At 28.7% G+C, this 15,930-nt stretch carries 15 protein-coding genes and 1 other annotated feature; of the genes, 8 read left to right on the top strand and 7 right to left on the bottom strand.

Going from position 1 to position 15,930, the window contains the following annotated elements:
• Positions 1 to 78 precede the first annotated feature (78 nt).
• The 5 genes from N4A48_RS04600 to N4A48_RS04580 all read left to right on the top strand — a co-directional run bounded on the left by N4A48_RS04600 (position 79) and on the right by N4A48_RS04580 (position 4,719).
• Complete coding sequence (locus tag N4A48_RS04600) at positions 79 to 1,227, top strand: glycosyltransferase family 4 protein (protein ID WP_293664638.1); 1,149 nt, start codon at positions 79 to 81, stop codon at positions 1,225 to 1,227.
• Between the two features lie 285 nt (positions 1,228 to 1,512).
• Positions 1,513 to 2,895 carry an oxaloacetate decarboxylase subunit alpha gene (locus N4A48_RS04595; protein ID WP_293664636.1) on the top strand — a complete coding sequence of 461 codons (1,383 nt, stop codon included), beginning with the start codon at positions 1,513 to 1,515 and terminating at the stop codon, positions 2,893 to 2,895.
• Between the two features lie 12 nt (positions 2,896 to 2,907).
• Positions 2,908 to 3,195: an OadG family protein gene (locus N4A48_RS04590; protein ID WP_293664635.1), complete on the top strand. Its 288-nt coding sequence runs from the start codon at positions 2,908 to 2,910 to the stop codon at positions 3,193 to 3,195.
• A 26-nt stretch (positions 3,196 to 3,221) separates the two neighbouring features.
• On the top strand, positions 3,222 to 3,572 hold the full coding sequence (locus N4A48_RS04585) for an acetyl-CoA carboxylase biotin carboxyl carrier protein subunit (RefSeq protein WP_293664634.1): 351 nt from the start codon (positions 3,222 to 3,224) through the stop codon (positions 3,570 to 3,572).
• Positions 3,573 to 3,603: 31 nt separating this feature from the next.
• Entirely contained in the window at positions 3,604 to 4,719 is a 1,116-nt protein-coding gene (locus N4A48_RS04580; protein ID WP_293664633.1) for a sodium ion-translocating decarboxylase subunit beta, read from the top strand.
• Positions 4,720 to 4,752: 33 nt separating this feature from the next.
• Here the strand turns inward: N4A48_RS04580 and N4A48_RS04575 are convergent, their stop codons facing one another.
• The 4 genes from N4A48_RS04575 to N4A48_RS04560 all read right to left on the bottom strand — a co-directional run bounded on the left by N4A48_RS04575 (position 4,753) and on the right by N4A48_RS04560 (position 9,552).
• The gene (locus tag N4A48_RS04575; protein ID WP_293664632.1) at positions 4,753 to 6,495 is read right to left on the bottom strand and encodes an NADH-dependent [FeFe] hydrogenase, group A6; all 1,743 of its coding nucleotides are present in this window, start codon (positions 6,493 to 6,495) and stop codon (positions 4,753 to 4,755) included.
• A gap of 16 nt (positions 6,496 to 6,511) precedes the next feature.
• A complete protein-coding gene (locus N4A48_RS04570) occupies positions 6,512 to 8,395 on the bottom strand; it encodes an NADH-quinone oxidoreductase subunit NuoF (RefSeq protein ID WP_293664631.1) in 1,884 nt (627 codons plus the stop codon).
• A 25-nt stretch (positions 8,396 to 8,420) separates the two neighbouring features.
• Positions 8,421 to 8,936, bottom strand: coding sequence for an NADH-quinone oxidoreductase subunit NuoE (gene nuoE / locus N4A48_RS04565; RefSeq protein WP_293664630.1), 516 nt, complete (start codon positions 8,934 to 8,936; stop codon positions 8,421 to 8,423).
• Between the two features lie 169 nt (positions 8,937 to 9,105).
• Positions 9,106 to 9,552, bottom strand: coding sequence for a hypothetical protein (locus N4A48_RS04560; protein ID WP_293664629.1), 447 nt, complete (start codon positions 9,550 to 9,552; stop codon positions 9,106 to 9,108).
• A 341-nt stretch (positions 9,553 to 9,893) separates the two neighbouring features.
• On the opposite strand from N4A48_RS04560, the gene N4A48_RS04555 reads away from it, so the two are divergent.
• On the top strand, positions 9,894 to 10,061 hold the full coding sequence (locus N4A48_RS04555) for a CDIF630_02480 family spore surface protein (protein WP_293664628.1): 168 nt from the start codon (positions 9,894 to 9,896) through the stop codon (positions 10,059 to 10,061).
• Positions 10,062 to 10,145: 84 nt separating this feature from the next.
• Positions 10,146 to 10,399, top strand: a binding site (T-box leader).
• 56 nt (positions 10,400 to 10,455) lie between these two features.
• On the top strand, positions 10,456 to 11,847 hold the full coding sequence (gene asnS / locus N4A48_RS04550) for an asparagine--tRNA ligase (protein ID WP_293664626.1): 1,392 nt from the start codon (positions 10,456 to 10,458) through the stop codon (positions 11,845 to 11,847).
• A 343-nt stretch (positions 11,848 to 12,190) separates the two neighbouring features.
• Here asnS and N4A48_RS04545 read toward each other — a convergent pair whose 3' ends face one another.
• The 3 genes from N4A48_RS04545 to N4A48_RS04535 form a co-directional block, all read right to left on the bottom strand.
• A complete protein-coding gene (locus N4A48_RS04545; protein WP_293664625.1) occupies positions 12,191 to 13,009 on the bottom strand; it encodes an amidohydrolase family protein in 819 nt (272 codons plus the stop codon).
• A gap of 61 nt (positions 13,010 to 13,070) precedes the next feature.
• Positions 13,071 to 13,871 carry a metallophosphoesterase gene (locus tag N4A48_RS04540; RefSeq protein ID WP_293664624.1) on the bottom strand — a complete coding sequence of 267 codons (801 nt, stop codon included), beginning with the start codon at positions 13,869 to 13,871 and terminating at the stop codon, positions 13,071 to 13,073.
• A gap of 212 nt (positions 13,872 to 14,083) precedes the next feature.
• The gene (locus N4A48_RS04535) at positions 14,084 to 14,536 is read right to left on the bottom strand and encodes a staygreen family protein (protein ID WP_293664623.1); all 453 of its coding nucleotides are present in this window, start codon (positions 14,534 to 14,536) and stop codon (positions 14,084 to 14,086) included.
• Between the two features lie 196 nt (positions 14,537 to 14,732).
• Between N4A48_RS04535 and N4A48_RS04530 the strand changes: the two genes are divergently transcribed.
• The gene (locus tag N4A48_RS04530; protein WP_293664622.1) at positions 14,733 to 15,866 is read left to right on the top strand and encodes a potassium channel family protein; all 1,134 of its coding nucleotides are present in this window, start codon (positions 14,733 to 14,735) and stop codon (positions 15,864 to 15,866) included.
• Positions 15,867 to 15,930: the final 64 nt, after the last annotated feature.

The following is a 15,930-nucleotide window of genomic DNA, read 5'->3' as shown; positions in this document are numbered from 1 at the left end:
AATATAATGTATAAAGAAAATTTTAATAGATAATTACATTAAAAATTTAGTGTTACTTTATTAAGAAGGAGGGTTTTTATGAAGATTGCATTTATTTGTACAGAAATGCTACCTGTTCCTCCTGTTTTAGGAGGAGCAATTCAAATATATATACAGGGTATACTGCCTATTTTATCTAAATATCATGAAATAACAGTTTTTAGTGTAGCAAATGATAAACTGCAATCTAAAGAGAAAAAGGACAATGTAACTTACATTAGAGTACAAAGAGATAATGCTGATGAATATATAAATAATGTTAAAAATGAAATTACTGATGAATTTGATTTAATCCATGTATTTAATAGACCGCGTTGGATATCTATATTGAATGAAGTTCTACCTAATACACCTTTAAGTCTTAGTCTTCATAATGAAATGCTACTCCCTAAAAAAATTGAACCTAAGATGGCTTTAGAATGTATAGATAGAGTTAAGTTTATTACTACCGTAAGTGAATTTGTAGCAGATGAAGTAAAAAGTATATATCCAACAGCCAAAAGTAAATTAAATGTAGTATATTCAGCTGTAGATTCAAATAAAATAAAACCATTTTGGAGCGAAGATGTTGTAAAAGATAGAATAAATATGAGAAAAGAATATGGGATTGAAAATTCAAAGGTTATTCTTTATGTAGGCAGATTATCTAAAAATAAAGGACCCCATGTTTTGTTTGAAGCTATGAAAGAAGTTATGAATTCTCATCCTAACACTGTACTGATGTGTGTAGGCAGTAAATGGTATGGTCTTAATACACCTAGCAACTATACATTGTTATTACAACACATGGCTAAAGAATTAAAAAATCCAGTTATATTTACAGGTTTTTTAACTCCAGATGAAATAAATAAATACTATAATATGGGAGATATATTTGTATGTACTTCTCAATGGAGAGAACCGCTAGCTAGAGTTCACTATGAAGCAATGTCTGCTGGGCTTCCTATTATAACTACTGCACGAGGTGGAAATGCTGAAGTTATAGAAGAGGGTGTTAATGGATTTAGTATTAAAGAATATGATGACCCTAAGGCTTTTGAACAAAATATTAAATATCTTTTAGATAATGAAAATACAGCAATTAATATGGGTAAAAAAGGAAGGGAATTTGCATTAGAAAAGTATAATTGGGAAATTACTGCAAATAAACTTTTGAAAATTTTTTCAAACTATTTAGAATCTAAATAAAGTAAAGCTATATTCAATAAAAATAATATTATAAAATAAATGCACGAAAAAGCTATAGATTTTTCGTGCATTTATTTTTGAAAAAATTAATTATAGTATGATTAATAATGGAAAAAATAATTAAATAATGTTATTAAAAATCTATAACTTTATAAAAAAAAAAGAACAGACTCAAACAAATAAAAAAATAAATTATATAGCTTTAAATACCTTTTACAATAACTGTACACAAATAAATCATATTGATAAAATTAAGGTAAATTAATGAAATGAGGTGAAAAACTAATGAGCAGATTAAAAATTAATGAGACTGTATTAAGAGATGCTCAACAATCACTTATAGCGACAAGGCTTAAAATAGATGAAATAATTCCTGTTTTAGAGAAAATGGATAGAGTTGGATATAATGCTATGGAAGTTTGGGGAGGAGCAACCTTTGATTCCTGTCTTAGATTTTTAGATGAAGATCCTTGGCAGAGGTTAAGAAAAATAAGAGCAAAAGTAAAAAAAACTAAATTACAAATGCTACTTAGAGGACAGAATATACTAGGATATAGACACTATCCAGATGATATAGTAGAAAAATTTATAAAAAAATCTATAGAAAATGGAATAGATATAATAAGAGTATTTGATGCTTTAAACGACGTAAGAAACCTTGAAACTTCTATAAAGAGCATAAAGGATGAAAATGCACATTGTCAGTGTGCTATAGCTTATACAACAAGTAAAGTTCATACAACAGATTATTATATAAAAAAAATAAAAGAAATGGAAAGCTTAGGTGCTGATTCTATATGCATCAAAGATATGGCTGGAATACTTACTCCGTATAATGCCTATGAACTTATAAAAAATATAAAAGAAAATACTAATTTAGAAATAAATCTTCATACACACTGTACAACTGGAGTAGCTTCTATGACGTATATGAAAGCTGTAGAAGCAGGAGTTGATATTATAGATACCGCTATATCTCCATTTTCAATGGGAACATCCCAACCACCTACAGAATCTATAGCAATAACTTTTAAAGATAGTATTAAAGATCCTAAACCAAATATGAAGGCTTTAGAAGAAGTAGCTGAATATTTTAAACCTATAAAGCAAAAATATTTAGATAAAAAAATATTAAATACTAAAGTATTAGAAGCAGAACCCAAAACTTTGACATATAAGGTTCCAGGTGGAATGCTTTCAAATCTTTTATCTCAACTTCAAATGCAAAATGCACAGGATAAATATGAGGATGTTTTAAAAGAAGTTCCAAAGGTAAGAGAAGACTTAGGGTATCCACCTCTTGTAACACCACTTAGCCAAATGGTTGGAACTCAAGCGGTATTTAATGTTTTAACTAAAGAAAGATATAAACTTGTACCAAAGGAAATAAAAGATTATGTAAAAGGATTTTATGGAAGATCTCCAGCACCTATAAATGATGATATAAAAAGTAAAATAATAGGAAATGAAAAAATGACAACTATAAGACCAGCAGATTTATTAAAAGATGGATTTGAAGATATGAAACATGAAATAAAGGATTTAGCAAATAATGAAGAAGATATACTCTCGTATGCACTTTTTCCTCAGGTTGCAAGAGATTTTTTGAAGAAAAGAAGAGTGAGTGATTTAAAAGATGAGGTTTGTTATATAGAAGTATATGTATAGGAGGTATAAGATATGGATATTATGGAAGCTTTAAAAGTGACACTTATAAGTATGTCAATAGTGTTTTTAAGTTTATACATTATTTCTTTAATACTAAATTTATTTAAAGTTATATTTTATAAAGAGGAGAAAATGATTGATTCTCAAATAGCTATGACTAGTATTAAAAATGATAACTTGGTTGATATTAAAAATCTAAAGGATGAAAATGATTTAGTAGCAGCATTGATGGCATCTATTCTTGCCAGTAAAAATAAAGACTCTAAGTTTAGGATTAAGAGCATTAAAAGGATAGCTTAATATAAATATTTATAGGAGGGTATTTTATGAAAAAATACAAGATAAAATTGAATGATAAAGTATACGAAGTGGAAGTAGAAGAGATAGAAGATGATCAAAATATTGAAAACTCTATAAATGAAATTCAAGATTCTAAACCAAAACAAGAAGAATCTAGTATAGCTAATGATGGCATAAAGGCCCCTATGCCAGGAAAAATTGTTTCTATACAAGTTAAAGAAGGTGAAATAGTTAAAAAAGGTCAAGTAGTATGCATTCTTGAAGCTATGAAAATGGAAAATGAAATTGTATCACCTTCAAATGGTAAGATTTCATCAATAAGTATATCTCAGGGACAAAATGTATCAGCGGGAGAATCGTTGGTGAGTATAAGATAAATATTTAATTAGATTTAAAGGTGGTGAATAAATGTTAAATATGCTAAATGAACTTTGGCTATCAACTGGATTTAGCTCTATATCATATAAGCAATTAATTATGATTATTGTTTCTTTTATATTCTTATACTTAGCTATAAAAAAGGGATATGAACCTTATCTTTTAATACCAATATCGTTTGGTATGCTAATGGTTAATCTACCAAAGGCTGATTTGATGGGTGAGGATGGACTTTTACATTATTTATATATGGGAACAAAGCTTGGAATATACCCTCCTTTGATATTTTTATGTGTTGGAGCTAGTACTGATTTTGGACCTCTTATAGCAAATCCTAAGAGTGTACTTTTAGGAGCTGCAGCACAGTTTGGTATTTTCTTCGCTTTTATAGGAGCGATATTACTTAATTTTAGTGGTGCACAGGCTGCTGCTATAGGTATAATAGGAGGAGCTGATGGCCCAACTGCTATATATGTTACAAGTAAATTAGCTAAAGATTTATTAGGGCCTGTAGCTCTTGCTGCTTATTCCTATATGGCTCTTGTTCCTATAATACAGCCACCTATTATAAGGCTTTTAACAACAAAAGAGGAAAGACAAGTGAAAATGGAACAATTAAGACCTGTATCACAAACAGAGAAAATATTATTTCCTATAGTTGTGGCGACATTTACAATTCTATTACTTCCATCATCAGCTCCTTTAATAGGTATGCTCATGTTTGGAAATTTAATTAAAGAATCTGGTATGGTTCCAAAACTTGTAGAAACGGCTCAGAATTCTATGATGTACATAATAACAATAATTTTAGGACTTACAGTTGGTGCAAAGGCAGAAGCAGATATAGTATTATCTGTTCAAACAATTGGGATTATATTGTTGGGACTTACGGCATTTTCTATTGGAACTGCATCTGGTGTTTTAATGGGTAAACTAATGTATAGACTAAGTGGTAAAAAAATAAATCCTATGATCGGAGCTGCTGGAGTATCGGCTGTTCCAATGTCAGCAAGAGTTGTACAAAAGTTGGGAGCAAAAGAAAATCCTTCTAACTTTCTTTTAATGCATGCTATGGGACCAAACGTAGCAGGTGTTATAGGGTCTGCAGTTGCAGCAGGAATATTACTAAATATATTTAATAAATAGAAAAATCGCCGATTAAAAATCAGCGATTTTTCTTTACTCTATAGCTCTTTTATGGTAATGGGTATGAAGTAGTTTATGTGCTTTTTCCCCATATGGTTTGCCTAAGAAGTCTTTATATAAATTTTGAACATATACATTTTCATGAGATTTACGTGTTTTCTTTGATCTATCTTCTTTGTATAGTCCTTTTGCTCTTTCTGATATTATATCTAGATTTCCATGATGATAAGGCTGACCGCCTCCTCCTATGCATCCACCTGGACAGGCCATTATTTCTATAGCATGATAGTTAGATTTGCCAGATTGAATATCTTCAAGTATTTTTCTAGCATTACCAAGTCCGCTTGCAACAGCTACATTTATATTCATATCATTTATTTTTATAGTAGCTTCTTTTATTCCATCCATACCTCTTAGTTGATTAAACTCTACATTATCTAAAGTATCATTTGTAATCCATTCGTAAGTTGTACGAAGGGCTGCCTCTAAAACACCTCCTGTTGTACCAAATATCACTGAAGCTCCAGTTGACTCACCTAAAGGATTATCAAAATTGTTATCCTCTAAAGATTTAAAGTCAATTCCAGCTTCTTTTATCATTTTAGCAAATTCTCTTGTAGTTATCACTATATCTACATCTTTGCTTTTTTCATTAGATAGTTCTGGACGAGCAGCTTCATATTTTTTTGCAACACATGGCATTATAGATACTACTACCATATTTTCAGGTGTTACATTCATATTTTTAGCTAAATAAGTTTTAGCTATTGCTCCAAACATTTCGTGTGGAGATTTACATGTTGAAGGTATATCTAATAAGTCAGGGAATTGATGCTCAATGAATTTAACCCACGCAGGACAACAGCTAGTAAGAATAGGGAGATTTTCGTTTGACTCTATTCTATGAACCAGTTCAGAAGCTTCTTCTATTATAGTTAAATCAGCAGCAAAGTCAGTGTCGAATACTTTATCAAAACCTAGGTTTTTGAGGGCAGTAACTATTTTACCAGTAACAAGTTTGCCAGGCTCCATTCCGAATTCTTCTCCTAAAGCAACTCTAACTGCAGGTGCTACTTGGACTATTACTGTTTTGTTTTCATCTGATAAAGCATTCCATACCTTTGGTATGTTATTTACTTCTGCTAATGCAGCTGTAGGACATACTGCTAGACATTGACCACAGAAGGTACATGAACTCTCGTGCATAGGATTATAAAAAGAAGGAGATACAATTGTATCAAAACCTCTATCGACTCCAGATAATACATTTACTGTTTGAACTTCACTACACATAGTTTCACAACGTCTACATAAAATGCATTTATCTAGGTTTTTCACTATAGAGTAACTAGATTTATCTATTCCATGATTTGATGTTTGCCCCTTATATTTAATTTCTGAAATTCCAAGGTCAGCAGCTAATGATTGAAGTTCACAATTAGTATTTTTATCACAAAGAAGACAGTCTTGAGGATGATTAGATAAAAGTAGCTCAACCACATTACGACGAGCTTTTATAGCTCTTAGTGTATCTGTTCTAATTACCATACCCTCTTTGACAAGAGTAGAACATGCAGGAAATAAATTCTTTTTTCCTTCAATTTCAACCACACATACACGGCATGAAGCAGATCTATTAACCATTTTTATATTATGAAGGTCTAAATGGCATAAAGTAGGTATTTTTATATTTAATCCTTTTGCAGCTTCTAAAATAGTAGTTCCATTAGGAACCGATATGTTTTTATTATTTATAGTTAAATTCACTAAATTCATATTATCACCTCACCAACTATTTTTTTATTATGGCATTAAACTTACATGCATCTAAACAAGCACCACATTTAAGACACTTTTCATTATCTATTACATGAGTTTCTTTTACTTTTCCGTTTATAGCACCCGCAGGACAAATTTTAGAACATTTTGTACATCCTATGCATTTGTCTGTTATAAAATAATCGAGTAGGGCTTGGCATGAACCTGCGCTACATTTTTTATGTATAACATGATCTTCATATTCATTCATAAAATATTTCATTGTACTTAGAACTGGATTTGGTGATGTCTTTCCAAGACCACATAAAGATGTATCTTTAATTGTCTCGGCGAGTTCTTTTAAGTCATATAAATCTTGCTCAGAGCCTTTAGCCTCTGTAATTCTAGTTAATATTTCATGCAATCGCTTATTTCCTATACGGCAAGGAGTACACTTACCACAAGACTCATCAACTGTAAACTCAAGAAAGAACTTGGCTATATTAACCATGCAATCTGTCTCATCTAAAACAAGCATACCTCCTGAACCCATCATAGATCCTATTGCATTTAAAGAATCAAAGTCAATAGGTGTATCTAAAAACTTAGATGGTATACATCCGCCTGAAGGGCCTCCTGTTTGAACAGCCTTGAATTTTTTTCCGTTAGGTATTCCTCCGCCTATTTCAAATATTATTTCTCTTAAAGTTGTACCCATTGGAACCTCAACAAGTCCTACATTATTGATTTTTCCTCCAAGTGCAAACACCTTTGTACCTTTAGATTTTTCAGTACCTATGCTAGAGTACCATTTAGCTCCATTTAGTATTATTGCAGGTATATTAGCATAAGTTTCAACATTATTTACACAAGTAGGTTTACTCCATAATCCTTTTTTAGATGAGCTTATTGTTTTCATTCTAGGTTCTCCGCGATTTCCCTCGATTGAGTGTATAAGAGCAGTTGCTTCTCCGCATACAAATGCTCCGGCACCATACTTAAGCTCGATATCAAAATTAAATCCTGTTCCCAATATATCTTTTCCTAAAAATCCAAATTTTCTAGCTTGATCTATAGCTATTTTGAGTCTATGAATAGCTAGAGGATATTCTGCACGAATATAGATATAGCCATTGTTTGCTCCTATAGCATATCCGTTAATTATCATAGCTTCTAAAACGGAGTGAGGATCTCCTTCTAGAACAGATCTATCCATAAACGCCCCTGGATCACCTTCATCAGCATTACAAATAACGTATTTTTCATGAGATGAAGCATTTAAAGTAGATTCCCATTTTAAACCTGTAGGAAAACCTGCTCCTCCTCTTCCTCGAAGACCTGATTTTTTTACTATACTTATAACATCTTCTCTAGACATAGAGGTTATTGATTTTCCAAGAGCTATATAACCATTTTCGGCTATGTATTCATTTATATCTTCTGGATTTATAAGACCGCAGTTTCTAAGGGCTATTCGCATTTGCTTTTTATAAAATGACATATCATCATGTTTTTTAACTTTTTGATTAATTGAGGGTTCTTCAAATAAAAGTCTATCTATAATATTACCTTTTACTATATGTTCACTTATTATTTCTTCAGCATCTTTAGGTGAAACATTCACATAGAAAACATTATCTGGGAAAATTTTAACTATAGGTCCCTTGGCACAAAATCCAAAACATCCAGTCAATGAAACTTTTACTTTATTTGATAGATTATTACTTTTAATACTAGATTTAAGGTTTTCTATTATTTCATTACTTTGAGCAGAATGACATCCTGTTCCTCCACAAACTAAAATTTCTTTTAAATCTTTATTTATATTTTCAAAGTGAGTATTATTTCTCATATCTATAAGTGGTTTTAGAGTTTCGTTAAGACTAACTAATTCTTTAAATGATTTTATTTTACTCATAACTATTTTCCCCCCCTTATATAAATTATATTGAAGATGGTGCTAATTCTTTATCTTCAACTTCATCATTGTAGTTGGAAAGTATTTTTTTAACATCGTCAAGTGTAACCTTACCATAAACCTTTTCATTTATAACTACTACAGGTGCTAATCCACAGGCACCAACACATCTTAAACCTTCTAATGTAAATTTACCATCTGGAGTTGTTTCGCCACATTTAATATTAAGCCTTTGTTCGAATTTCTCCATTATTTTATCAGCACCTTTTACAAAACATACTGTTCCAAGGCAAATATTTATAACATATTTGCCTCTTGGCTTTGTAGTAAAATAAGAATAGAAACTTACAACGCCGAATACTTTTGAAGAAGGTACATTCAATTTTTTACTTATAAATAATTGAACATCTTTTGGTAGATAACCAAAAACATGTTGAGCTTTATGAAGAACTTCTATTAAAGCACCTTTTTTGTTCTCGAGTGAGTTTATAAAATCTTCTAGTTCATCAAATTTTTCTTTATTTAAAGATTTTTGTAACATATAATACGCCCCCTTAGTAAAAAACAAAAATTCAGAAAATTGAATTAATATCATTATATTGTTACATCTAAAAAAAAATAATAAAAATAATAAAATTTATAAGTAAACTCTTCTAAAAGATACATAAATTAAAAAAACAGAATCTAATCAAAGATTCTGTTTTGAAAAATTATTTAACTATAATAGCAATTTTTTCAGGTTCATTGTAATATAAACGTAATATTTGGTTTTTTCTAACATTATTTTCATCTAAACCTTTTTTAACATTTAATTTAATAGGTAATTTTCCATTTTTAAGTAAAAGTTCATATTGATTTTCTTTTTTTTGAAAGTATATAACTTTTCCTTCGTAGTATTTTAACTGTTGAAGTTTATCTCTGTATAATTTCAAATAATAAAAAGATCCAGCTGTAACAGCTAATGTGATTCCAAATCTTACCCAAATATTAGGAATAAATGAGTTTGTTCCAAAAAATGATAATAATATTAAAATAATAGGTATAATTGATTTTTTTAATATCATCTTACCGAACATAGTAGAGACGTCTTTTTCGGTTTGACTCATACTTTTTAAGTCTACTTTCTTTTTTATTTCTTGCTTGAACTCTTTTTTCATAATAAATCCTCCTACAAATATATTTTCTTGAGTTATATGATTAATAGTGATTATATAATCTTAAATTACTACTATATAATTACCATCTAAAAACAAATTAATTAAAATAAAAAATCTTTCTTTTTAAGATTTTTAATGTGGATTTTTTTGAAACTCATAACGAAAATTATATTTATCCACAATTTTAAGACGATTGTAATTTCTTATTCGTTATAAAAAAACTAATCTAAAATATTTTACCATGAAAACAAGTAAAAATAAACTATGAGAATTAATTATAACTAGATAATTATAATAAATTTAAAAATTAAGTAAATAATATAATTAAAGGAGTGGGTGATATGAAAAATAAAGATAAAAGAAATAAATTTACGAATTTAACTGAAAATCATGAAACTGCGGCATGGGCAGATAGCGAAAGTGTATTTAATGAAACCAATGTATCTATACCAAGCGAGAGAGCAACTAAAGAAGCTAAAGAATGGGTAGATGATGAAAATCAAAAATAAATAAAGTTAATATTTGATGTTAAAATATGTTTGACATTAAAAAATAAAGATAATATAATATAAATACTAATTAAAACAAAATATCTAAAAACGATGAAGAGAAGAGTATCTATGGATTATTTTAATTAAAGCGAGTTGGTTATGGTGAGAGACCAACATTAAGAGTCATAGAGAAAAACAACTTGGAGTTTCTAACCGAAATCAAATAGGTAGTAGGATTAGACGGATTCATACCGTTATTAAATGAAAAATATAAAGCTAGTCTTTGTATTTATATAAAGTGGCCATATTATGGCAATTAGGGTGGTACCGCGAATAGAAAGTTTTTCGTCCCTTTATAGGGATGAAAGACTTTTTTTTATGCTTAAGAAAAATATAAAGGAGGTAGTAATATATGAAAAACACGTTAGTAAAAGAACTTTACAGAGAAACACAAAAGTATTCTGACCAACCTGTAAAAATATCAGGATGGATAAGAACACTAAGAGCTTCAAAGGCATTTGGATTTATAGAAGTAAATGATGGAAGCTTCTTTAAAAATATCCAAGTTGTATTTGAAGAAAACTTAGAAAATTTTAAAGAACTAAGTAAATTATCTATTAGCACATCTGTAGAGGTTGAGGGTAAATTGGTATTAACACCTGGATCAAAGCAACCTTTTGAAATAAAGGCTACAAAAATAACTGTTGAAGGAGAATCAGCAAGTGATTATCCTCTACAAAAGAAAAGACATACTCTTGAATATTTAAGAACTATAGCTCATTTAAGACCTCGTAGCAATACATTTTCAGCAGTCTTTAGAGTACGTTCAATCGCTGCTTATGCTATACATAAATTTTTCCAAGAAAAAGGATTTGTATACACTCATACTCCTATAATAACAGGTAGTGACTGTGAAGGTGCGGGAGAGATGTTTAGAATAACTACTCTAGATATGAAAAATCCTGTTGTTAATGAAGATGGAAGTGTTGATTATTCTAAAGATTTCTTTGGAAAAGAGACCAATTTAACTGTAAGTGGACAATTAGAAGGAGAAGCTTATGCTTTAGCATTTAGAAATATCTATACTTTTGGTCCTACGTTTAGAGCAGAGAATTCTAATACGTCTAGACATGCATCAGAGTTTTGGATGATTGAACCGGAGATTGCATTTGCGGATCTTAATGATTATATGAATTTAGCAGAAGATATGATGAAATACTTAATTAGCTATGTTATGGAAAATGCTCCAGAAGAAATGGAATTTTTCAATAAATTTATAGACAAGGGTTTACTTGATAGATTAAACAATGTAGCTAATTCTGATTTTGCTAGAATAACATATACAGAAGCAGTAGAAATTCTTAAAAATTCAGATAAAGAATTTGATTATCCAGTAGAATGGGGATGCGATCTTCAAACAGAACATGAAAGATATTTAACTGATGAAGTATATAAGAAGCCTTTATTCGTTACAGATTATCCAAAAGATATTAAATCTTTTTATATGAGACTTAATGAGGATAATAATACTGTTGCAGCAGCTGACTTATTAGTTCCTGGAGTAGGAGAGATAATAGGAGGAAGTCAGAGAGAGGAAAGACTTGATATACTAGAATCTAGAATGAAAGAGATGAATCTTAATGAAGAAGATTACTGGTGGTATTTAGAGCTTAGAAAATACGGTGGAACAAAGCATGCAGGATATGGACTTGGATTTGAAAGAGCTATAATGTACTTAACTGGTATGGGGAATATAAGAGACGTTATACCTTTCCCAAGAACACCTAAGAATGCAGAATTTTAATTTATAAGTTAATTAACTATTGAATTTAATTGTATTATTTATTCACTATAAAATACCAATTGATTAAATATCCAATTTGAAAAAATTGTAGCTTTTAATCCCAAAACAAGTGACATTAAAATACCGCTAATGTTGTAAATGTTTTTAATAAAACTAAGAATTACATCTTATTGAATCTCCTAAAAGTTCTGAACTCCCTTAAGGTCAAACAACGAACTTTCTTAACGGATATTCAAACGCTGTAATTCAAGTTTTATACAAAAACATTTAAATCATTTGCTAATATTTTGATGTCATTTGTTTTTTAGTATGTTTCTTAAGAAAAGCATATATTTCATAAAATTTATAACTTTAATAGTTTAGCAAGGTTGTTCCCTATTATATTATCTAAATCTTTTTGAGTTAGATATAATTGCTTTAATCTGTTTTGTATCTTCTGAATATTATCAATTCCATAAGGCGTATCTGAACCTAAAATCAGCTTTTCACTGCCTACTGCCTTAAAAGCTTTCTTAACTATTTTAATTGGATATAATTGTGGTGCAGACAAATCATAATATATATTAGGATTTTCAGTGTTTTTATTTATTTTTTCAAAACCGATCATATGTGCAACGATAAATATAGTGTTTCGAAAATTATTTGTTATCTTAATAAACTGTAATACTTGCTTTTCTGATATTAAGTGTATAAAAATGGGAATATTTTTATTTGTTGCCCATTTGATAATTTCACTACTTTTCTGATTGCAAATATCAAATCTATTCCAACATTGATGCATTTTAATCATTTTAAATTTATATAATAGGTAATATTTATTGAGTTTTTCAATACAATTTTCATCTAAAGGATTTACCCAATAAGTGTTTATAATTCTTTTAGGATGTTCTCTTGAAAGATTATATACAACTTTGTTTTGTTCATCAATGTGATTAGATACTTTACTTATTCTTGTTATAAAGCAGATAATCTTATTGAAAAAGTACCCTAAGTTTGTACTTTTAAATATATTTGACAACATTGGATAAGCATAGTTTTTGTTACTTTTGGGTTCACCTGCACATAATACAACCATGTCTATTCCATGCAAGTCTAAATAATTTATAATGCTATCGCCATTGTAATATATACCACAAGCATGTCCATGTCCATCTATAATCATAAATTGTATCGCCTACCTTATATAGTTTTAGCAATTTTATACTGTTAACTTAAGTTAATATCTACTTTTTACTTTTTAAAACAATTAAACTTATTTGGCTTTTATTTAGAAATCGTATAGGTATAGTGCTTGTTCCTACACCACTATCTATATAAAGCTTCAAATTATTATTTAACTCATATAATCCTTTGTCATATTTAGGCAAAAATCCTTGACCAGGAGCTATAAGACTTCCTATTAAAGGAAATCTGATTTGCCCTCCATGTGTATGACCACATAAAATAAGATCTGAGTCGATATTTTTATACTTTATAATAATATTAGGAGAGTGAGATAGTAAAAGAGTAAAATATTCAGAACTTATATTATTAAAAGCTGAGTATGTATTTTCGTGATTTGTATAAGGGTCATCAACTCCACAAAGATTTATTTTTGCACTATCCTTCTTAAATACTTTATTTGAATTATTTAAATCTATTAACTTTTTTTCTATTAGAGTATTTATGAATTCATCTTTATTTGAGTTTCTCCATTCATGATTACCACTTACAAAATATACATTTGGATTTATATCTATTAGTGAATCTAAAAATGAATATATACATTCAAAATTTTTAGTTTTAGCATCTATAATATCTCCAGTTAGAACTATCATATCTATATTAGATTCCCTAATATAATGTAATAAATTAGTATTGTTTAAATTTCTATTGTGAATATCAGATATTTGAAGTATTCGAATGTTTGAAGTCTTGGGGAGTTTATCTGAATATAAATTTATTTTATTAACTTTAATATCTGTTACTTGATAGTATATATATGAGCATAGAACTATCAATATTAATATGAGTATTTTTTTCATATTATGAACCCCTTTCGCTTATTTACAATAAAGTGAAATTTAATTCAGGTTGAGTTTTTATTCAAACTGAATTTTTAGTTGACTAATCCAGGAACTGTTAAGTTTGTATTTCCAAACTTTAGAGGATGTATATAGCTTTCGCATAAAATTATATAACTTAATAAAAAATAATAAAAGTCCTAATTTCAATTTAAAATTAGGGCTTTTATTATTTAAATAAAATAGTCTTTAACTTTTCCTAAGTATTCAACTTTATTAAAAGCTGGATATATAGAATGAAAATTTATAAATATAGGAGAGTTACTCAGATATGGATGTGCTTTAAAAAAAGTTTTATCTCCATAGATTATAGCAGTAAGAGCTAGAGGAAGCTCTTTTTTAAATATAGAGTATCTTATTGCAGATTCTTTCAAATTAAACTCACCACCACTTATATAAGCATAGCATTGTAAAAAATACATATTGTTAAATTTTATCCATTCGCATAAAACTTCGTCACGAAAGGATGTAATAGCTTTGCAGTTATAATTTTTTCCTATATCTAAAAAAAGGTCACCAGTTTCATCTGAATGAGTTAGAGTGTATTTTCTTGGAATTATAGGACTAATTTTATTAACTCCTTTCATAAAATTTACATTTAATTTTGATTTATCAAAATCAGACATAGAATATCCCTCCTTAACAATAACTTATGAAAAATATATGTTTGTTGTTATCTTAAATTCCATTCAGATATGTATTTTGTTATATATTGTATTTTATTTAAGGATAAAAATTGCATAAGTGTCAATAATATATCATGTAGGATATGAGTCACCGCGTTAGCGAGTAGACGAATTTTTTTATGGAGGTCTATATTTTATGAAATGCAAGTGGGAATTTGGAGATTGTAAATGTTATAGATATACAGATGATGTTTCACAATACTGCTTATTTCATAGAAAGTTCAAGTCAGAAAAGGAAAAAAAAATTATAGCTAATATATTTGATGGAAATATAGAAGCTGGTGATTATTTATGGAATAAAGAAGAAAAAATATATGATTTTAGAGGTATTATATTCAACCAAAATGTGAATATTTCAAATATAAAAATAAGTGATTTGAATAAAAAAGCTTGTTTTGATTTTTCTTATGCAGTGTTTAACAAAAATGTGTATTTTGATGATTATAAATTCTATTCAGATGTTTTTTTTGTAAACACAAAGTTTAATCAAAGTACATCTTTTGAAAATTGTGTATTTATAAGAAATTGTACGTTTGATAAAAGTGAATTTGTAAATACTAAAAGTAGATCTATTTTTTGTATGTCTAAATTTTTGGGGCAGGAGTTTGTATTTAAAAATATATCAAATGGAGTTAAATTTGATGGAATTAGATTTTCTGTTAATACTAAATTTATACTTGAAAATGTAGGATATGATAAAAATAGGTATATAGATGCTAGAAATGCATACAGAATTGCTAAAAATCAATCGAATATAATAGGTGATTATGAAGAAAGTGGGAAATATTACTACAAAGAAAGACTTTACAATGGGAAAATGATAAGTCCTCCTATAGAGGATGGATCAAAGGGAAAAAAATATCATAAATATATATTTTCTAAGATAATGGATTTAGTATCTAAATATATAGTTGGGTATGGAGAAAAGCCACAAAATGTTTTGTTTTTTTCGTTTATTCTAATAAGCATATTTGCATATTTATATATGCTAGTTGGAATTAGATTTAACGCATATATTGATTGTACTATGAATTATCATAGGACTATTGAGTATAGCTTTTTAGATATATTAAACTTGGATTTTAAAGATTTTATTAATGATTACTTTCAGGCTTGGTATTTTAGTATAGTTACATTTACGACGGTTGGTTATGGAGATATTATACCGATCAATTATAAAGGTAAAATATTGGCTTCAATTGAAATGTTCCTAGGGGTAACTGTTATAGCTACATGGACATCTACTGTTGTAAGAAAGATGTCAAGATAAAATGAAACGTAATTCATCTAATCCAGAAACTGATAAGTTCTTATATTCAAGCTTAAGAAGGTGG

The sequence above is a fragment of the Tepidibacter sp. genome, from assembly GCF_025210165.1.
Classification (GTDB): Bacteria; Bacillota; Clostridia; order Peptostreptococcales; family Peptostreptococcaceae; genus Tepidibacter_A.
The sequence above is the reverse complement of the archived record's forward strand: the minus strand, read 5'-3'. Positions and strand labels throughout refer to the sequence as shown.